This is a genomic window from Vibrio gigantis (assembly GCF_024347515.1).
In the GTDB taxonomy this organism is placed as follows: domain Bacteria; phylum Pseudomonadota; class Gammaproteobacteria; order Enterobacterales; family Vibrionaceae; genus Vibrio; species Vibrio gigantis.
In genome coordinates this window covers 1,938,822-1,959,130 of record NZ_AP025492.1, presented here as the reverse complement: position 1 = coordinate 1,959,130, position 20,309 = coordinate 1,938,822, and the positions used below count along the sequence as shown (strand labels likewise).

The following is a 20,309-nucleotide window of genomic DNA, read 5'->3' as shown; positions in this document are numbered from 1 at the left end:
ATTGTGTTATTCAACAACGCTAATGTTCATCTCAGCACCCTCGAAACCTAAATCACTCAACTCATCTGCGTTAAAGTTGGTGGTGACTTCGATGTCGCCAATGCGCTCAGTAGTTTCGTTGACGGAATCAGTACTTCTTTTGCTGCGTAGATTGTTGGCAATCGGTGTCGCTTGGCCAATCTCAATGGTGCCGGCAAATTGAGATTCAGCGTAGAAATCACCAGACACGTAAGAGTGGAATGGGCGCAAGCTTCCGCCAGTCGCGTATTGCATGCTTGATAAGCCAGCTTCTTTAATCGCCCAGCCCCAATCCCACCATTTTGTTTCACCTGGGATGTAACGGTGATCCCATTGGTAGCGAATGTCGGCAGATTCGCTGCTACCACGACCCATCGTGAAGGTATGAGCCTTGTACGGGCGGTTATCTGGATGGGAGTGCCACGCGTTGCCACCCCAACGAAGGAAGCCATTGAATTCAACATCGTAGCTAATATCAGCGTTGAATCGGTACGGGTAAGAGATACTTGAACGATACAGCTCAACTCGAATCGGTAGCTCTGAGTTTGCTGGAACCATAGGACGAGCTTGAAGTGTTACTTGCTCGCTAGTGGAGTTGCCGTTGGTTTCAGCAAAGCTTTGGTTGGCTTCGAACTTAACGGTGAGCTTAGTTTCGCCAACCAAAGGCCATTTGAAAGTGTTCTCTGTTTGAACGCTCTGTGAGAACCCATAACTGTTCGTTTTCGACCAGTTTGTTGATTCGTCTACTTTTAGGTCGACCACCACTTGTTGCGCGATATTGCTGTTGTTTCTTGCCGTCGCGTAAACCGTTTTCACTAGTTCACGATCTGACTCGACAACATCACCATGCCAAAAGTTGTCATCGTTAACGGTGTAGGCAAAATTGTCGACAGTGATTTTGGTTTTTTCCCCACATCGATAGCCACTACAAGAACCATTGTTATTTCCTTGTATTACCCAGCTGTCGCCAGAGCGCTTTATCGTCATGTCTTCGCCAACGTACTGACTGTTATTACCTCCAACCCAAGCGTAACCTAGATTGTGGGCTAAGTAGCTTAATGGGCGAACAAAGTCGTTACGGTTGTTCACTAATTCATACTGAACATCGATTTCGCTACCTTCCTGAACCGATTTCGCGGAATAGTTAGGGATTTCAGATTGGTCGTTGTTTGGATAACAGAACGTTGACCCACTGCTTGATTGTTTAATTTCGCCATGATAACCAGGTCCCATGATCACCCAGTTTCCTTTTAACCCGGTGATCTGCCAAGTGCCCATACGAGCAACCAAAGCACTCTTCTGCTCTTCGGCTTCATAACGGTCTAACGGGCGATAGCCAGAGCGACATACATCTTCACCAAGTTGGTCAAACACTATTTGGTCTGGGTAAATCTTTGCGTTTACACCGGTTGATAGAACAGACAACACTGCGGTTGCTAAGAGACTTCTGTTTACTGTGATCATTAACAATTCCCTCATTTGTAATTTTTCTATTTTGATAATGTTTTGTGTGCCGTGCAGTTAACAAGACAAGTTCACTTTTTCATGTTGATAAATAGATAGATACTGAAAAGGGTTGAATTAAATTACCAAGTTAATTCAATTGGTTATATTGTTATTAGTATTTTTAAGGTGAAAGTGTATGCAACTAAACGTAAATTGTTTGATGGGGCTCAAATCGTTTTTAGAAAAATGAGGAGTTATGATTGATACATTAACGTCAAATAGCTTTTGACGTGGTCTATCGCGAGTGAAATGAATGGTTAAGTACGAGAGCAGACATATTATTCACATCGTTTTTATTTGATGTAAATATCAACAGTGAAGCGGTGAATGAGACTGGATGCTTAAATTTAATCCGTTGTTTTAAACATTCGATTAATTGAACATTCAAAAATTAAGAGATATTTATTGATGCACTAATAAATATAACCATCCATTTTTTATGTGTAATATTCAGAACGATGTTAATTAAAATAAAGTGAATTTAACTGGTGGCGAAACGGCGACAAATTATCGTTTAGCCAACAGTTGTGTTCTTCCATTATTACATGTCCGAATGATCGCAAACAGATCATTTGAGCTTAATATATCAACCTTCAGTGTTAAAGGGTCATTGTTGATAAGCAGGTAGGGCGACAATAAGCTATCATTCATCGCTTTGTTTATTTTTTGCACGGAGACTAAGTCGATAGTACCAGCTATTGAAAAGAATAGGGATTGAGAAGGGCCAGCCTCACCTCTAAACCGTAGAACAATCGGGTCGGGCATGCTGTCATCTTGGACGGACATTAGGTGTAGAACCTCGTTATCACTTATTTTGGTGAGTCCATCGGTCCGTAATACATTTCCATCTAACACAAGATCTACCACGCTATGTTGATAACGGTGCTCTTCTTGGGGGGGAGCAGAAGGAATACTCCATATACCAATCAATAACGCTAACGAGGAAAACAGAGCTACAAATGGCATCATAATTGGCCTCTCTTTAGGAATAATTTTATCTCTTCACTCGCTCGATCTAATTGCGTGGCTGTGTAAAAGATATTGATGGACTGACGTGTCGTCTTGTTGAGTATGGAGAGTTCTGAATAGCCGGGCTCATCGCTGATGTATGCCACGCAATCACATTGGTATTTGTAGAGAATAGCCTCTAGTTCTGGGCTCAAGGACACTTCTGTTTCCTGAAAAACTTGGACCTGCCCAACCCATTGTTCATTAAGCCGGTTAAAGGGCGTGATATCCCCAAGGCTTTTATCGTGAACCTTAGCAAAAGCCAATAATGCCGAGGACAACAGTAAACAACCCGTTATGAAATAACACATCCTGTTTTTGTATAAGCTGACCTGAGAGTAAGTAAGTGAAGTCGATTTGGATTCAGTTGTATGGTTGCTGGAAATAGAGACACCAATACTACTGTGAACGACCGGACCTTGGTCGCTGACAGGAGTGAGAGGAAGAGTGGTTTCGCTTTGTGGTTGCGAGTCGATGAAGACGCATTCGTCGATGAGGCGGTAACCGACCTTTGGCACTGTGACGATGGGTGTTTCTCTGATGCCAAGTTTAACAAATCCTTGGCGAAGCAAACTGATACATTTCGCAAGTGACGTATCCCCAATGAACTCGCTTCCCCATGCGAAACTAATAATATCTTGTTTGTTCACAATCTCGGGTGAGTTTTTAAGTAATAACTCTAAAACGCGAGTTTCACGATATCCTATTTTAATAGAACGTTCGTCGTTATAAATACGGTTTTTAATCGGGTCAAATCTGATCATATAGCCAACGTTTTATTTTTATTATAATTCTCTCAACAATTTAGATGACTATAAACTGACTATTATATGAATTAAAGTCACATGTTTTATTCTGGTGTGTTTTTGCGTGGTTAAAACAAAAGCAATCTTCATTTTTTATGAAAGAAACTCTGCTATCTAGTCACAATCTGTTAAATATAAGTAACATCTAATTAAGTTTTGATTTTATTAGGGAGTTTTTAAATAGAGGCCATTGGCTTAATTTTTGTGTCTAATTTAATTAGAACAACGGTCGAATAAATATCTTATTTTATTTGTGGGTATACGATAGTAATAATTTAGTCAGTTTAAGTATCGAATGGGTATAAAAAAGCCCGCACTTGAGTGCGGGCTTTGGTTCAATCAGTTTCGATTACGCTTTAACAGCTTCACAATCCTTTGAAGACGTTAAAGGTTTGAAGAATAACTTGGTTTCTTCGATAACAACGTGGCGCAGTAGGATCAGTCCGATTAAGTTTGGAATTGCCATTAGGCCATTCACGATATCGGCCATTATCCAGATCATATCGAGCTTTAGAAACGCTCCAGAAGCGACTAATGCGATGAATATTATCTTGTAAGGCAATACTGCTTTGGTACCTAGTAAGAACACAACGCAGCGCTCACCGTAGTAGTTCCAGCCTAAAATTGTTGTAAACGCAAAGAAGATCAGGCCAACAGAAACCAACATAGGGCCAAGGGTGTCTGCATTCAAACCAACGGCGAATGCATGAGTGGTCATCGCAGCACCAGACAGGTCAGTTTGCCAAGCGCCCGTTAAGATAAGCGCCAAACCTGTCATTGTACAAATGATGATGGTATCGAAGAAGGTGCCCGTCATAGAGACAAGACCTTGTTTTACGCATGAATCTGTTTTTGCAGCCGCCGCAGCCATTGGAGCACTACCTAGGCCTGACTCGTTAGAGAATACACCACGAGCAATACCAGATTGGATGGCAAGCATGATGCTCGCACCAAAGAAACCGCCTGTTGCTGCTGTGTTGGTAAACGCAGAGGTAACAACAAGGGTAATGGCATTCAATAGCTGGTCTGCATTTGAAACCAGAACGCTTAAACATGCGACGACGTACATAACCGCCATCGTAGGAACGACTTTCCCTGCCACCTTAGCGATAGATTGAATACCGCCAAGGGTTACAACCGCCACTAATATTGTGAGAACAACCGCTGACATTTCACGCGAAGCGCCAAATGAGATTTGAGTTGCGTCTAAGATAGCGTTTACCTGTGGGAAGGTACCAATACCGAAGCAAGCAACACCGAGCGCGAAAACAGCGAACATTACCGCCAAGATTCGTGAGCCCACTCCGTATTGAAGGTAGTACATAGGGCCGCCAACCATTTCGCCATTGCTATCGGTTCTGCGGTACTTAACAGCAAGTAGACATTCTGCGTATTTGGTCGCCATACCAAATACAGCGGCAAGCCACATCCAGAATAGGGCACCAGGGCCACCAATCTTGATTGCGGTCGCTACACCAACGATGTTACCTGTACCAATGGTTGCGGAAAGCGCGGTACACAAAGCGGCAAAACTTGATACGTCACCCGTACCAGATTTGTCTTTGCTGAATACCATTTTTAGCGCGGTTGGGAGGTGTCTAAACTGGAGTAGGCCTAAGCGAAAAGTAAAGTAGATACCTGTACCCACTAGCAGAATAAGCAGTGGTGGTCCCCAAACGAATTGGTTGATGGTTTGTAGTGTAGCTTGTAGGTGGTTCATAGATTCCCCTTAATAAATTAAAAATTTAAGGAGAAGAGGGAAGGCAGTGCAGATCACAGGGATCAGGAGCACTACTTAATACATACGGATTTCTAGATAGAATTCTTTTGTTAATTAAGGCTGTTGCTTTCCACTCCTCTGTCCTTTTGCCTGAGAGTTTCACTTAGCGAATCACTTATAGATAAGTAACGGGCACTAAGCTTGCTCCTTCGGCGACCGATCTAACGGTTCTCTCCAGAGGTTCCTCCAACGACAGTCCTCACTTTTCTGGATTTCTCCAGCATAAAGCACCTGAAAGATTTACTTCTTCGGCGGGTTTATCTAACTAAATGTTAAGTTTTAGTTAAAAGCCACTCTCCTGCAGTCTTCATTGGAACAATTACCTGACTTATCAGGTAATCTGTAGACGTATCCTAGAACATATAAAATGTGATGTCAGCTACAAAATATCTGTTTGAACAAATGTTGTTCAACTAAATGATCAAACAACGAGTCTCTGACGTAACTTGCTTATTTAAATGGTATAAAATAGAGAAACAAGGAGGAGTTATGACTCGACTAATAGCGATTGTTTTTTTATTGGCTTTGGCATTTGTACTATTTCGTTACAGGACAAACGAAAAACTGCAAAAAGGGGTAGTGATAGTTATCGTCAGCAGCTTCCTTTTATATACTGCCAGCCTGATGATTTCAGAGTTAACTCGTTAAATCTGTCTGTGGCAAGTTACTATGGACGAGTTAGCAAAGCTTAAGACTTAAGCAAAGGTGTAACTGGCCGTAGAATTAGTGACTGCGTAACGTTAAACAAATTTTTGGGAGTACCCGCTAGTGAACCAGCAATCTGGACAAAGCGAACAAGATGAAGTGGTTGTTATTGAGGAACGCGATAAGCGCAGTCAACTGTATATAGGCATTGCTGCGGTTATAGGTTTAGCTCTGGGTGGCTTAATCGGTTCTACAGTGACGGCTTCGAAGTGGGAGTCCACTTATCAGGTACTCGAAACCCGTTACCAAGAAGTGCGCGACAGTAAAACAGAATTGATGACGTCGGTTGAAGCTAAGGTGGCAAAAGTCGATACCGAGATCGACGCAAAAGTAGAAGTTGCACTAGCAAAACAAGCGGAAGAGCACCAAAAAGAACTCCAAGAGTTAGCGAAGCAATCTGCAGTTTTAGAGAAGGCGAATTACTCGCTAGAACAACAGTTAAACGAACAAAAGCATACGCTCGATAAAACTGAGCAAGATAATCAAAAGCTAAACCGTCAGGCGGATATGCAGTCGACCTTGTTTGAGCGTTCTCGCGAGCTTTTCCGAAAAGAATTACAAATATCTCAAGAGCTAGAAAAGCTTGAGAAAGAAAGAGATACCATTGAGCAGAACCTAGGATCATTGAAGAAAGCGTGTGATGTGTTCTTAGATGGTACGTCTTGGGACGCGAAGTCTGACGCTTGTGAGAAGCAAGATAACGCGAACTCTCGTCTAAGTGATATCCGACAAATGATTGAAGTTCACACCATGGATCTCAAGCAAATCAAAACGCTAACCGAAGAGATGGGTTTATAAGCGAATAGCTTATCCAACCTACAGTTAGTTTACAGTCAAGATTCAAACGCCCACATCACACACGTAATGTGGGCGTTTTGCTTTTTCTCGAGATCAAAGAGTCGTCGCTTTCTCATTATTGATTATTTGATTCTTTTCATTGTTTACTTAGGTATTTGTGAATAGCTGCGTATAACCACAATGATATGTTACTTGTTGTCTATTAAATGACTTTGCATACATTTTTTTGGATCAGAGTCGCTGCATAATAGTGATGTTCAGGATGAGCACGCAGTCAATTGCTAACTTGCATTTTGACCGCTTCGAACACGAGGGATGGAGTGATGCCAGAGTATCTTTGTGAGAATTGCACCGTAGCTTATTGCTTCGATGATTGTAACTCGCCATTAGCGGAAAAAAAGATGATCGAAGTAGAAGAATTGGGTCGTTGTGTGAAAATTGAGCATGATTCTGAAAAGAGCGAGAAGGGTATTGAAGATAGCGAGTAGCCTAACAATTCAGACAAAAAATCCCCACAAGCAAAGCTGGTAGGGATTTTAGATTAATTGCAGTACTGTTCTCACTTTCTCAAGCAAAGGGTCTTACAAAAATTTTTAGAACAGTCTCGTTTATTTGAGTAGCATCACTCCACTAAACGTTATTTCTCATACGTTTTGATTTCACCTGATTTCACGCGAGCAACAAACGATTGTAGTTCTTTCTTCACAACTGGCATCAAGAAGTACAGACCAAGAATGTTAAAGATAGACATCGCAAATATAGCCGCATCAGAGAAGTCGATTACCGCGCCAAATTGAATTGTCGCACCGATAACAACAAACACACAGAACATCACTTTAAAAATCAGCTCTGTTGTTTTTCCTTCGCCAAATAGGTAAGTCCAAGCCTTAAGACCGTAGTACGACCAAGAGATCATGGTAGAAAACGCAAACATGATTACCGCGAGAGCGAGTGTGTATTTGAACACTTCTGCCGTTTCAGTAAACGATGCAGCAGTAAGAGTTACACCCGTTAAACCAGAACCATCGAATGGACCTACGTTTAGACCAGCGATAGTGATAACCAATGCTGTCATTGTACAAATGATTACCGTATCAACGAATGGTTCTAATAGTGATACTAGACCTTCAGTGATTGGTTCTTTTGTTTTAACTGCTGAGTGAGCGATAGCTGCTGAACCTACACCTGCTTCGTTCGAGAACGTTGCACGCTTCAAGCCTTGAATTAATGCGCCAATGAATCCACCAACTACACCTTCACCAGTAAATGCACCTGTAAAGATTGCGCTGAACGCAGGACCAACTTGATCAAGGTTAGAACCGATAACAACCACAGCCATACCGATATACAGAGCAGCCATCCAAGGAACAACTTTTTCTGTTACCGATGCAATAGAAGGCATACCACCAACAATTACAGAGAAAACTAAAGCGGCTAGTACAAGGCCTGTGATTACACCGTATTCACTCGGTACATCAAATGCGTAAGTTAACATGGCGTGTGCTTGGTTAGCTTGGAACATGTTACCGCCGCCCAATGCGCCCAAAATACACATTAATGCGAAACCAACAGCGAGCACTTTACCTAATCCGCCTAAACCTCTTTCACCAAGACCTTGGCTTAGGTAGTACATTGGACCACCTGAAACAACGCCTGAAGGCAGGATAGTTCGGTATTTCACACCTAAGGTACACTCACAGAACTTAGAAGCCATACCCAGAAGGCCACACAAAATCATCCAGAATGTTGCGCCAGGACCACCAATCGCAAGTGCAGCACCTACACCGGCAATATTACCAAGTCCGACAGTACCAGAAAGCGCTGTGGTTAACGCTTGAAAGTGAGAAACCTCGCCGTCCTCTTTAGAGTTAGGATCAGTATACTTACCTTTAATAATGTCTATGGCCATGCCGACACGTTTAAATTGAACAAAGCCAAAGTAAACAGTAAAGATGATCGCTGCGAGCAAGAGCCAACCAACAATCACGGGGAAGTTTGCTTCACCAATCGGTACACTTTTAAATATGAGTCCAACGAACCAACCTGTGTATTCGTTGAAAAATCCATCAACACTTTGACTTAAGTTACTGATAGTTTGGTTAAATGATCCTTCTTCTGCAAATGCACTGGAACTAAATAATAATATAAACCCAAAAAATAATTCACGTATGTTTTTCATGGTTTTCCCTGTCTTTTTTATTAAATTATGTTTGTTGCTGTTGTGTTTGTTTTCTATTTGCTTTGTATATTTCAGTGGCTTATCTACTTCATTTGACGGCAACATAAACGGCTGTAGCTAAGTCGAAAAACGAAATAAATATAAGTACTGATCTTGCTTTATATGGATATCCTTTTGGTATGTGCACCAATAAGACTATGGTATTCGGGTTACCAAGTCCTAATGATAATCCTATACATAAAAATAATGCCAACAAAGAAATTTTTACAATAAATTTACAATTGTTCGGGTTTTGTCATTGTTTGGGAATAAGTCGATGCTTTTTAGGTAGGAAAAAGCATATGAAGTCGCTCTTATAGAAACGAATTACGGGAGGTTCAGAGTGATGAATAATACGAAAGGAGGCGAGTTTGAATATTTGATATGTTCGGGGAGCGCGTTTAAACATTCGGTGACTGGTGACTGGTGACTGGTGACTTTGTCAGTCAGAGGCCATTAAAAAAGCTCATTATCAGGGCTTTTTTAATGGCTTTCGATGAGCGGAAAGTATGAGTACTTTCCGCTAAAACATAAAACTAAACGGCTCGATGGCTGTTGCCTTTACTATTGCCGGCATTGCTTTTACTGGATTTGTGGTAGAGCTTAATTGCCAGCAACGAACCCCATAGAACAACTTGTCCCCATAATAGCGTCCATTGAGGTGCTACCTCTTGCCACGAAGCGCCCATCTGATTCAGCGCTAAGAAACCTTGGATAGCAGGTGTGCTTGGAAACAGTTGTGATAACAGTACCAACCATTCAGGCATCATTTCAATCGGCCAGATAAAACCTGAAGAGAAGATCAGTGGCATTGAACTGATTAACACAACAACCGTGACTAACTCTCTTCGTGGCACTAGCTCACCAATAAAAATTCCAATCAAACAGCTTGCTAGTAAGAAGGGGAGAAGTAAGGTCAAGATCTGTATTATGGAGCCGAGTAGGTTGATCCCATACATCGAAAAGCTTGCACCGAAGTAGTACATCGACAACAAATAGTAAATGCCGACTAAGGTACAACAGCGAGCAAGCATCAATTTCGCCGGAGAGGTTTTACTCCAATAGCCAAACGTCGATTGAGCATTTTGGGTCGCACCAACTAAACCAGAAGCCATGGCTAAGGTTTGTTGCAGGATCAACACAAAGACGGCTGGAACCACGTAATCAATGTATCCCATACGACTATTGAACGTTGGTTTTAGGTTCAAGCTAAATGCACTGTAGCCTTTGGCGGCCGATTCTAAAGGCACACCTTCGACTAACAAATGACTGACCTTAACTTGCGCAGCTAACGTACCTCCAGCTTTGGCAAGCCCTTCAACAATGGTTCCGTAGACCAAGAAGTAAGAAGCATCACCAGCGTAAGAAAGCGTCGGGCTCTTACCAAGAAGTAAGTCTTTATAGAAGTCTTCTGGAATGACGAGGAATCCACCAATCTCTTGGTTAAGTACGGCTTGTTTTGCATCGGCGATAGTGGAGTCTCGACGGACCAACTCGATTTGAGAGGTAGCATCTACCATTCGTTCTAATTGGTAGCTACTTTGACTCTTATCTAAGTTCACAACCGAGGCTTTCAGTTGTTGGGGGACTTGGTTCGCGTAAGGTAACGGATACAAGAATGAATAGAAGACCACACCACCGAATACCGTAAGAAGTACGACAGGGTTGCGCAGTACCGCTAAGAATTCTTGCTTGAGTAGTTGAGTAAAGCTCATCGTTTTACTCCTTTTGGTGCTGATGGTTCTGGCTGTGTTGCTTGTGCAGATAGAGCTGATTGCGCCAAGTGTTTCTTAATTAACAACATCACCACGAAAGCAGGAACCACGTACCACAACATAGAAGAGAGGTTGATTAGCGATTGTGCCGCGCTTGCGCCATAGCTGGATTGCGCCGTTTGTACCTCGATGTAGTGACTCACTGGCAGTAAGCTTCTCCAAACTTGAGCCGCCGTGTTCATGTCTGTTACTGGGAACGTAATCCCCATGAACGCGAAGCTTGGTGCGGTGAAAGCACCCGCGAAGCTCATCGCCCTGGCTGGATCGAGTGTTAAAAAGAAAAACAAACAACCCATGATGATACAGCTAATGACGGTAAGCAGTTGGGCAATGGTCAATGCCACAAAGCTGCCGTTAAACGGCCAGCCTAAGAAGACATAGAACCAAAAGCTAAACGCGATACCAAACATCAAAAATAAGACAAGGTATGGTGTTAATGTGGACGCTAATGACTTGATCGGGGCGTTGGATAACCAAGCGTGAAGACCACGAGCTCTAACGTTCGCCGTCAAAACCAATATCGTGCCCACCACAACCATGATCTGCCAAAGAGCAGGGATAACCGCAGACACCAGGAACTGAGCATAACTGGTGTTCTTGTTGAATAGTGGTGTGATCTGGCTTTGCACTGTGACAGCTTGGCCTAAGGCTGATTGAACCGTGGTATCACCGTGTGACAGCTGTTTCATGACTTCAAGTTGCGCGTTGAAAGTCCCCTGAGCCTGCAACAACGCAGAGTTCACCAGTTTACCGATCAAGATAAATTGGCTGTTGTAAAACACTGATACTTGTGGGTTTAAACCAAGATAAAGGTCGCGATCAAAGTGTCTTGGTATCACAACATAACCATAGATATCGCGTTCGATCATCGCTTTCGCCGCTTCACTTGCAGAGCTGTATTTTTGAGTGACTTGCAGCGTTGGTGATGTATCAACAAGGCGTGTGAACTGCTGCGAAATCTGGCTGTGTTCCAAGTCAACCACCGCAACCGGCAAGTCACGAGCGATTCCTTGTGAAAAAATCAGCCAGATACTGGCAGCAAGCAGTAAAGGGATCCAAGTTAGGCAAGACAACAACCACTTGTCTTTGCGGACAATCGCCCACTGCCTAAGCAAGGTACTCTTCGTTCTAAGATGCTCAGTTGATTGAGAGTTAGCAGACATGCGTCACCTAAAGCTCAACCACAAGGCTCATGCCCATACGCAGTGTTTCATTGGTATCGACAGGATGCGCTTCTACTTCAAAAGTACGTAAGTCGAAGCCTTGTGCTGCGTCTGTTGAACGCCAAGTTGCGAAATCACCCATTACGGCGATGTGCGTGACCTGGAAAGTCAATGACTTATCTAGAGCCGGGAGGTATGCTTCAAACTGGCTGCCTTTCTCGAAATGCTTAAGCATATCTTCACGTACATTGAGCACTGCCCAAGCATCGTTGGTGTCGATAACAGTGACAACAGGGAAGCCTTGTGGTGCAAGTTCGCCGCTGCTTAATAGCACTTGAGATACTTCACCATTAAACCAGCTATGGATTTGTGTGTCTTTTGCGTAAGCTTCAACTTCTGCCACTGCGCCTGCTGCCATTAACGCTTTTTGAGCGGCTGCCACTTTGGTTTCGTCACGAGCGCCCTCTTGCGCCAATTGATACATTTGGAACGCAGCGCTTTCGGTGTACTTCGACGCTTGCCACTGAGTTTTGGCTTCATCACGCTTCTGTTCGGCAACCACACCATCGTTGTAAAGGTTGTTTACACGTTGGTAAGTTTTGTCCATCAAATCGGCAGCCGCTTTTGCTTTCAACCATTGGTCTTTCGCAGCTTGGATCTGTTGTGTGCGTGCGCCATTTTCTGCTTCTTGTGCTAATGCGCCAGCGGCTTTTTGACCGGCTTTTGCTTGTTCTAGCTTCGCATCTATCTCAGGGCTGAGAAGAGAAAAGATCAATTCGCCTTTTTCAACCGAATCACCTTTACGCACGAATATTTCGTCAATTCTGCCAGGTACTTTCGATGAGATGCTGTATTGCTGTGCATCGATTTGACCTTGAAGCTTAACAGGCTGAGGTTGATAAGCTTGGTAAAAACTGTATCCGACCCAGCCAATAACGCCGATACCAATTAAAGATAGAAAAAGGGGCTTAATAGGTTTCATGAATTATCCTTTTGACTGGCTATTGGTGTCTGCTTTTGAATCGAAATCAGACGGAACAGAAGAGGTTAAGTAACTCGAGTAAGCATTCATTTCGCTGGTGAGCGCCAAAAGCTTGTTGAGAGAAATAAGGTATTTGAAGCGTGCAGCAGATTGTTGGGTTTTAATGCTTGCAAGATAGAGTTCTGCGTCAACTACTTCTAGCGAGTTTGAAAGCCCTTGTGTGAAGGCTTTTTTACGAAGCAATAGGTTTTCTTGAGCCAAAGACAGGCTTGAGTTTAGGCCTTGAACCTCTTCAATCGCTTGGTTCGCTTCAAGATAAGTCTTCTGTACTAACACGGTTAAGTCTTGCTTGGCTTGTGACTTAAGGAATTGAACCTGTGATACGGCGCTTTGAGCGGCGGCGACTTTGTCGGAACGACCAGAGGTATCAAGTAGTGGAACATTCACACCAATACCAACTAACCAATCAGGTTTCATTTCGCTGGCTAGAGAGTCATCTTCATACAGGTTGTAATCTCCGTAAAGATAGACCTCTGGGTAGTACTTGCCTTTCTCAGCTTTGATCAAGCTGCTTGCTTGTTTCTCTTTTGCATCGAGGATCTTAAGGCCGGGGTAGGTCATCAATGTTTGGTCAATGAACACATCCATATGAGGCAGGCTCTTATTGATAAACAGTTGTTCAGAGGGCTCTACACTTTCACTTTGACTCAGGATCTGAGTCAGAGCCAATTGAGCAATTTTAAGATCATTCTGAGCTTTCGTACGCTCGACAATCGCTTTATCCAAAGAAGCATCCGCTTGCAAGCGTTCTACGCGTGCGATTTGCCCTTGTTGTTCCATCTTGATAGCGAAATCTCGGTGCTGAGTTAAGCCTGCTTCTACAGCTTGACGCGTTTTTACAACGTCTTCCGCTAAGATCACTGAGAAGTAGTATTTGCTTAAGTCTTCATAACGAGCTTGCTTCTCCATCAACAACTGGCTTTGCGCTTCTTCGCTTTTACCTTCGGCTGCGGTTTGTGCTGCGGTAATTCGTCCGCCCGTAAAGATCGGCCAAATTGCACGAATAGAAGAGCTGAAGATGTCTTGCTCGGTGATGGTTGATGTTACTCCGCCAATTAATGGTCGTAGTATTGCAGACACGGTAGGGTTAACACCACTTAAGCTATCGCTGAACTGTTCGCCATTGATGGTCACATCACTATCAAGGTGAGTGTAGTTCGCGCCTAGTGTTACAGAAGGCAGGTTAAGGCTTCCGGTTGCATTTTGAAGGTGTTGATAACGCTCAACGTTAGCTTGTTGAGCCGCAAGAGAGTTGTTGTTTTCTTGTAATATTTGCCACGCTTCAGAAAAAGTGAGTGGAGCTGCATAGCCTGGCGAAGTCATGGTGCCGAGAAGCATACTGGCGATCGCAAGGTATCGGAATTTTGGTCTGGTCATCTGAATTAAATACCAATTAGAGTATTAACTCTAATGTTAACAGGGCGATAGTGATTTGTCTTGAATAGATTGTCTCATATGAATAAAAATTCTCATAACTCGTTAATCAAGTGTGAACAAGATAAGGTGATGTGAATATCAATCAACATGAAACTTAAAAAGCACGCATAAGCGTGCTTTTTAAGTTCAGTATAGAAGTGTTTTTTACAAAATGAAGTGGCTTATTTAAAGCTAGGACAATGGTGATCGGCGCGCCATACCAATTGTCTTGAACCTTGCATCGTTTGTAATAAATCTCTACCTGACATTTGCGGGAAAGCTAACAATACTTTTAGATCGAGCGGGGATGTCTCGTTCTTCTCATATGCTCTGACATGAGTGAAAGTAGATTGTAAGTTTTTGAACAACATAGCCTTTGTTAGGCAGATTCCAAAATTATCGCGTTTCATTGCCTGGTTTCCTTTTCAACAATGTTTATACGTTATGTTTTTTATCCTGTTTCTATTGGACGTTGACACTGACCGATACTTCCTGCTCATCAATGCTTTATAATTGGGTGCTGCTTTTATCAGTCACCTCGTCGTTGTCTGGCTAGCCGAGTATGAAAATAGTGATGATGGATAGGAGAGAATACTAAATCCGTTTGTTCATCATTCGTAACGGCCAGCGTACAACTTATACTTTTTGGTACGTCCAGTGAGTGAAGAGTTGTTGCCTTTTTGTTAGTCGAAATTTCGATTTAGAGCGCAGTTTGAAATCACGACTTGTGGCCAGACAACAATAAACTTCTTCATATGCAACCATTATAATTGTATTTATTTTAAACAACCTAAAAAACATCTAAAAGCTTAGTGATCTAGCTCAATATTTATTCGTTTATTTTGGTTTTTAAGCTAATTCGTTCTAAAAGTGAACGATTGTTCGAGGTGAACAACGTAAAGGATTATCAATTAACAATCTGCTCAATTATTTAGTTGAGTAACAGTCACAAATTCGCGTACCTAGAAAGGTTATGCGATTAACTTGGTGTTAACATTGATCGTCTAACACTAGGGACGGTGGAATATGAAATGGAGCAGTATCAGTTTCCGTAAAAGGTTGCTGATTATCATGACGGTCACTGGCCTCGTTGAACTTTTGATTCTTGCAGCGGCTGGCTTTTACTACATCAAACAATCTCAAGAACAAGAGATGGGTTTGAAAGCGTTAGGTGTTGCTGAATTTCTATCTGAATCACCACTTGTCACCAGCATTATTCAAGAAAATGGAACGGTGGATCCTAATGGTAAGCCTTACCTTCTGTCTGAAGAAACCCAAGTTAAATTTCGTAACCTTACCCAGCTCATTGGCGCGGCGTTTATTGTTGTGGGTGATGATAAAGGTATCCGCCTGATTCACCCTTATGATGACAGGCTCGGTAAACCAATGCGTGGTGGCGATAACCAAAAAGCATTGGTTTTGGGCGAGTCTTATGTGTCGACGGCTAAAGGGTCGCTTGGATTTTCTGTTCGTGGTAAATCTGCAGTTAAAGATCCGCAAGGCGCCGTTATTGGTGTGGTCTCGGTTGGCTATCTATTGGATTCTTTGCAAGACAGAATCGAACCTTACTTAGCCTTTTTGATTGTGATGGCGTTGCTGGTGGTTGCCGTTAATGCAGTGATTTCGAGTTATGTATCTCGGCGCTTCCAGCGTGCTATTTTGGGCTTTGAGCCCGAAGAGATTGGCCGCTTATATGTAGAACTCGATGTGACTATGAGTACAGTGAAAGAGGGCATTTTAAGTATCGATAAGAACGGCATTTTGCGTTCTATTAATAAGAGTGCTTGCGATATTTTATCAATAGACAGGGATAAAGCACTCAACCAACAGCGCCTTTCTGATGTATTGGCAGGCAGTGATTTAGAACACTTGTTATCCACTGGCGACACTGACCACGATGTTGAGCTGTACCTGAATAATAAACGAATCATTGCTAACCGAAGCCCAATTATAGTTGCGGGTGAGGTGGTCGGGGCAGTATCCAGTTTCCGATTGCGAGATGAAATCAACGATTTAACAGACCAGCTCTCACAAACCAAAGAGTATGCCGATCTACTACGTTCACAAACCCATGAGCATCAAAACAAGCTTAACACCATCAGTGGCTTGATTCAGATGGGCGAATTGGATTCAGTACAGCAACTGATTGGCCAAGAAACGGAGCATTATCAAAGCTTGATCGAGTTCTTGCGTGAAACCGTTAAAGACCCACTTATCGCGGGCATGCTCCTTGGGAAAACGGAGCGCGCGCGAGAAATAGGCTTAGAGCTTAAAGTTGAAGAAGGCTCAAGGCTTGAAGCGCTGCCTAGTTGGCTGAACGCAGATGACGTTGTCACCATTCTTGGCAACCTGATTGATAACGCCTTTGATGCCACTATGACGGCTATTAAGCAAGAAGGTCAAATTGCTCCTGCGCGTCGGGTTGTTGAAGTTTCAATCAGTGATTTTGGCAATGAAATTATCGTAGAAGTAGAAGACAAAGGGTGTGGTTTACCGAAAAACTTGGCGACCAAAGCACTCACCGAAAAAGGTGTATCAAGCAAAGCGAAGCAAAATCGCGGTGTTGGTTTGTATCTGATTAAGCAATTGGCAGACCGATATCAAGGGCAGCTTGAAATGGTCGGCAACCACGATTTTGGCACGCGAATGACGGTTTATCTGCCAAAAGAAGAACAATAATAATTAAGCACGAAGCGATCTTATGAAGGTCATCGTGACGGAAAAAGCATGGTTAAAGGAAGAACATAAATGAACGCAATCACGAGAGTCATGGTCATTGAAGATGATATTGCGATTGCAGAGCTTCATCATCGTTATTTGGAGCAGATGGGTGGCTTTGACGTGGTCGGAATTGCCACCACACAGTCTGAAGCACTCATGCAGCTAGACATCTTAAAACCTGATTTGGTGCTATTAGATGTGTATCTTCCGGACGGGTGTGGGCTTGATATTCTTAATCACGTTCGCGGAAGCAATCAAGGCTGTGATGTTATCTTGATTACTGCTGCTCGAGATGTGGATACTCTGCAACAAGCAATGCGCGGTGGAGTGGTCGACTATCTATTGAAACCGGTAATGTTTCCTCGTTTGGAAGCGGCACTGAAAAAGTACCAATCGCAACAGCAAGAGTTTGAAAGTGTGTCTGATTTGAACCAAGGTTTGGTTGATAAGATGCTGCAAGCTAATGCTAAAGCGAACTCAGGCAAGGTATCAACCTTACCTAAAGGGATTGATGGCGTGACGTTGGATAAGATCAGAGCCATTTTTCGACAAGCTGATGCCGTCAACATTACTGCTGATGAAGCCGGTGAACGAATTGGTGCAAGCAGAACCACCGCTAGGCGCTATTTGGAATTTTTGATTACGACTGGTGAGTTAGTCGCGGACTTAAATTACGGTACCGTCGGTCGCCCGGAGCGCTGCTACAACAAAGCGCAAAGATAAACACGACACTGTCAAAATAAATATAAAGCCAGTTGAATAAGCTGGTTTTACCTACCTCTCTGTTTTCTATTGCACACTCCACCGACCAGATACCGTTCTTTCTTGGCTACAATGTTTGAGAATGCCGATTTGTTTCTCCCTAGAGCTAAATGAACTGAACTATCGATTAGAATTTGTTCGAAATAAGTTAATATTTAATCGATTGCTTTCACAGTGGTTGATGTAAATCAAATAGTCATAGACAATACTGTCCCGAATAGAGGTGATAGCTTTCACCCTCGTTTACCAAACGCATTCTCAAATTTAATAGGCGCTTACTATTGATGTAATAGTTAAGACCTATTATCTATTTTCGTATGTCGCTGATACCTTTGGCGAATACTAAAAACCTTGTTTTTATAGGAAAGATGATGGTAATACCTGAAAACAGCAGCATCGTTATTTTTGGTGCGTCGGGAGATCTAACTTACCGCAAGTTAATTCCTGCTCTATACCACCTGTATGCTAGCAATCAACTACCAGAATCCTTTGCGATTCTTGGAGTGAGCCGTACTGAGTACAGCGATGAGTCTTACCGTGAGAAGCTGAAGAAGTCTCTTCAGGAAATGGAAAAAACTGAACCAGAGACGCTGAATGCATTTATTGAACATCTGCATTACCAAGCGATCAACACTTCAGATGTAGACGACTATGCTCGTTTAGCACAACGTCTAGACAAGCTTGAACAAGACTACCAATTCGAAAACCATAACACTTTGTTCTACTTGGCAACGCCGCCAAGTCTGTACGGTGTTATCCCAGCAAACCTTGCTGCGCATGGCCTTAACGATGAATCTAACGGCTGGCGCCGTCTGATCATCGAGAAACCATTTGGTTACGACTTAGCTTCTGCTCAAGCGTTAGATGAAGAGATCCATCATCACTTCCAAGAACACCAGATCTACCGTATCGACCATTACCTTGGTAAAGAAACGGTTCAAAACCTTCTAGTGCTTCGTTTCTCAAACGCGATGTTTGAACCACTATGGAACCGTAACTTCATTGATTACGTTGAAATCACAGGCGCTGAGTTCCTTGGTGTGGAAGAACGTGGCGGTTACTACGATGGTTCTGGCGCAGTTCGTGATATGTTCCAAAACCACTTGCTACAAGTGTTAGCAATGGTGGGCATGGAGCCACCAGCACAAATTAACGCTGACTCTATTCGTGACGAAGTGGTTAAAGTACTTCAGTGTCTGAAGCCTCTTGAGGAAGAAGATCTTCGTAACGATCTCGTTCTTGGTCAGTACACAGCTTCTGACGTTCGTGGCCAGCATTTGCTAGGCTACCGTGAAGAGCACGGTGTTGCCGACGATTCTCGCACCGAGACTTACATCGGCTTGAAAGCACACATCAACAACTGGCGTTGGAATGGCGTTCCGTTCTACGTGCGTACGGGTAAACGTTTACCAACACGCGTAACGGAAATCGTGATTCACTTTAAGAACACACCGCACCCAGTATTTGGTCAAGATGCACCTGAAAACAAACTGATTATCCGTATCCAACCGGATGAAGGTATTCAGATGAGCTTTGGCTTGAAAGAGCCTGGTGCAGGATTTAAAGCAAAAGAAGTTAAGATGAACTTCTCTTACTCTGACTTGCCTGAAACTCAAATGCTAACGGCTTATGAGCGTCTTCTTCTTGATGCACTAAACGGTGATGCGACTCTGTTTGCACGTACCGATGCGGTAGAAGCATGTTGGAAGTACGTTCAACCAATCTTAGACTTTAAACAAGATCCTCAAGCACTGTTTGGCTATGCTTGTGGTACTTGGGGCCCGCAAGAAGCGGATGAGCTTCTTCAGCGTGGTGGCCGTGCATGGCGTTTCCCATGTAAAAACCTAACAGACACGGATTACTGCGAACTATGATCAACCACAAGATCTTTGCAACGCCAGAATTGGTTGTTGAAACCCTAGCAAATGAAATGAAAGCGTACAGTGAGCAGGGCAAACCTGTTCATATTTCACTTTCAGGTGGCAGCACGCCAAAAATGCTATTCAAACTGTTGGCACAGGCGCCATACGCAGAAGGTATCCAATGGAATAACCTTCATTTCTGGTGGGGCGACGAACGTTGCGTTGCACCAGACGACGCTGAAAGCAACTTCGGTGAAGCGAACGCACTTCTATTCTCTCAAGTAAACCTTCCTGCTGAGAACATCCACCGTATTCGTGGTGAAGATGAGCCTAAAGCAGAAGCTGAGCGCTTTGCTAAAGAGATGGCTGATGTGATTCCTTGTGAAAATGGCACGCCTGTTTTCGATTGGATTCTGCTCGGTGTTGGCGCTGACGGCCACACGGCTTCACTATTCCCGGGTGCAACAAACTACCAAGATGAGAACCTATCTGTACTGGCTTCTCACCCTGAGTCTGGTCAAATCCGTGTTTCTAAAACAGCAAAAGTTTTAGAAGCAGCAAAACGAATCAGCTACCTAGTACTGGGTGCAGGTAAAGTTGAGATCGTTAAAGAAATTCATACTACTCCTGCTTCAGAGTTGCCTTATCCGGCAGCGAAAATCCAGTCTAAAACTGGCGAAACAGAGTGGTTCCTAGATTCAAATGCAGCAAGTGCTATCGCATAAGTGC

The 20,309-nt window shown here is 43.2% G+C and carries 16 protein-coding genes and 1 riboswitch; of the genes, 6 read left to right on the top strand and 10 right to left on the bottom strand.

Annotated elements, in window-relative coordinates:
• Window positions 1-6: 6 nt before the first annotated feature.
• From OCV56_RS08725 to OCV56_RS08710, 4 genes are all read right to left on the bottom strand, one after another.
• Window positions 7-1,482: an aerolysin family beta-barrel pore-forming toxin gene (locus OCV56_RS08725; protein ID WP_086713341.1), complete on the bottom strand. Its 1,476-nt coding sequence runs from the start codon at window positions 1,480-1,482 to the stop codon at window positions 7-9.
• A 549-nt stretch (window positions 1,483-2,031) separates the two neighbouring features.
• Entirely contained in the window at window positions 2,032-2,493 is a 462-nt protein-coding gene (locus OCV56_RS08720) for a hypothetical protein (protein ID WP_086713342.1), read from the bottom strand.
• A complete protein-coding gene (locus OCV56_RS08715; RefSeq protein ID WP_086713343.1) occupies window positions 2,490-3,296 on the bottom strand; it encodes a winged helix-turn-helix domain-containing protein in 807 nt (268 codons plus the stop codon). The genes OCV56_RS08720 and OCV56_RS08715 overlap by 4 nt, the downstream gene beginning before the upstream one ends.
• A 391-nt stretch (window positions 3,297-3,687) precedes the next feature.
• Entirely contained in the window at window positions 3,688-5,058 is a 1,371-nt protein-coding gene (locus OCV56_RS08710; protein ID WP_086713344.1) for an alanine/glycine:cation symporter family protein, read from the bottom strand.
• Window positions 5,059-5,186: 128 nt separating this feature from the next.
• A riboswitch (glycine riboswitch) is annotated at window positions 5,187-5,306 on the bottom strand.
• A gap of 580 nt (window positions 5,307-5,886) precedes the next feature.
• Here OCV56_RS08710 and OCV56_RS08705 point away from each other — a divergent pair.
• A complete protein-coding gene (locus tag OCV56_RS08705) occupies window positions 5,887-6,621 on the top strand; it encodes a chromosome partitioning protein ParA (RefSeq protein ID WP_086713345.1) in 735 nt (244 codons plus the stop codon).
• A gap of 323 nt (window positions 6,622-6,944) precedes the next feature.
• The gene (locus tag OCV56_RS08700; RefSeq protein ID WP_167373170.1) at window positions 6,945-7,109 is read left to right on the top strand and encodes a hypothetical protein; all 165 of its coding nucleotides are present in this window, start codon (window positions 6,945-6,947) and stop codon (window positions 7,107-7,109) included.
• Between the two features lie 149 nt (window positions 7,110-7,258).
• Here the strand turns inward: OCV56_RS08700 and OCV56_RS08695 are convergent, their stop codons facing one another.
• The 6 genes from OCV56_RS08695 to OCV56_RS08670 form a co-directional block, all read right to left on the bottom strand.
• Window positions 7,259-8,800, bottom strand: coding sequence for an alanine/glycine:cation symporter family protein (locus OCV56_RS08695; RefSeq protein WP_086713346.1), 1,542 nt, complete (start codon window positions 8,798-8,800; stop codon window positions 7,259-7,261).
• Between the two features lie 575 nt (window positions 8,801-9,375).
• Window positions 9,376-10,554, bottom strand: a complete 1,179-nt coding sequence (locus OCV56_RS08690) for an ABC transporter permease (RefSeq protein ID WP_086713347.1) — start codon at window positions 10,552-10,554, stop codon at window positions 9,376-9,378.
• Window positions 10,551-11,777: an ABC transporter permease gene (locus tag OCV56_RS08685; protein WP_086713348.1), complete on the bottom strand. Its 1,227-nt coding sequence runs from the start codon at window positions 11,775-11,777 to the stop codon at window positions 10,551-10,553. The genes OCV56_RS08690 and OCV56_RS08685 overlap by 4 nt, the downstream gene beginning before the upstream one ends.
• A gap of 7 nt (window positions 11,778-11,784) precedes the next feature.
• Window positions 11,785-12,759, bottom strand: a complete 975-nt coding sequence (locus OCV56_RS08680; RefSeq protein WP_086713349.1) for an HlyD family secretion protein — start codon at window positions 12,757-12,759, stop codon at window positions 11,785-11,787.
• Between the two features lie 3 nt (window positions 12,760-12,762).
• Window positions 12,763-14,196 (bottom strand): TolC family protein, encoded by a 1,434-nt coding sequence (locus tag OCV56_RS08675; RefSeq protein ID WP_086713350.1) that lies wholly within the window; start codon window positions 14,194-14,196, stop codon window positions 12,763-12,765.
• Window positions 14,197-14,417: 221 nt separating this feature from the next.
• Window positions 14,418-14,645, bottom strand: a complete 228-nt coding sequence (locus OCV56_RS08670) for a hypothetical protein (RefSeq protein WP_008220782.1) — start codon at window positions 14,643-14,645, stop codon at window positions 14,418-14,420.
• A 616-nt stretch (window positions 14,646-15,261) separates the two neighbouring features.
• Here OCV56_RS08670 and OCV56_RS08665 point away from each other — a divergent pair.
• From OCV56_RS08665 to pgl, 4 genes are all read left to right on the top strand, one after another.
• Entirely contained in the window at window positions 15,262-16,914 is a 1,653-nt protein-coding gene (locus tag OCV56_RS08665) for a sensor histidine kinase (protein ID WP_086713351.1), read from the top strand.
• A gap of 69 nt (window positions 16,915-16,983) precedes the next feature.
• Window positions 16,984-17,679: a response regulator gene (locus OCV56_RS08660; RefSeq protein ID WP_086713352.1), complete on the top strand. Its 696-nt coding sequence runs from the start codon at window positions 16,984-16,986 to the stop codon at window positions 17,677-17,679.
• A gap of 410 nt (window positions 17,680-18,089) precedes the next feature.
• Window positions 18,090-19,592, top strand: coding sequence for a glucose-6-phosphate dehydrogenase (zwf, locus tag OCV56_RS08655; RefSeq protein ID WP_167373171.1), 1,503 nt, complete (start codon window positions 18,090-18,092; stop codon window positions 19,590-19,592).
• A complete protein-coding gene (gene pgl / locus OCV56_RS08650; RefSeq protein WP_086713354.1) occupies window positions 19,589-20,305 on the top strand; it encodes a 6-phosphogluconolactonase in 717 nt (238 codons plus the stop codon). Before zwf ends, pgl begins: the two co-directional genes overlap by 4 nt.
• Window positions 20,306-20,309 lie beyond the last annotated feature (4 nt).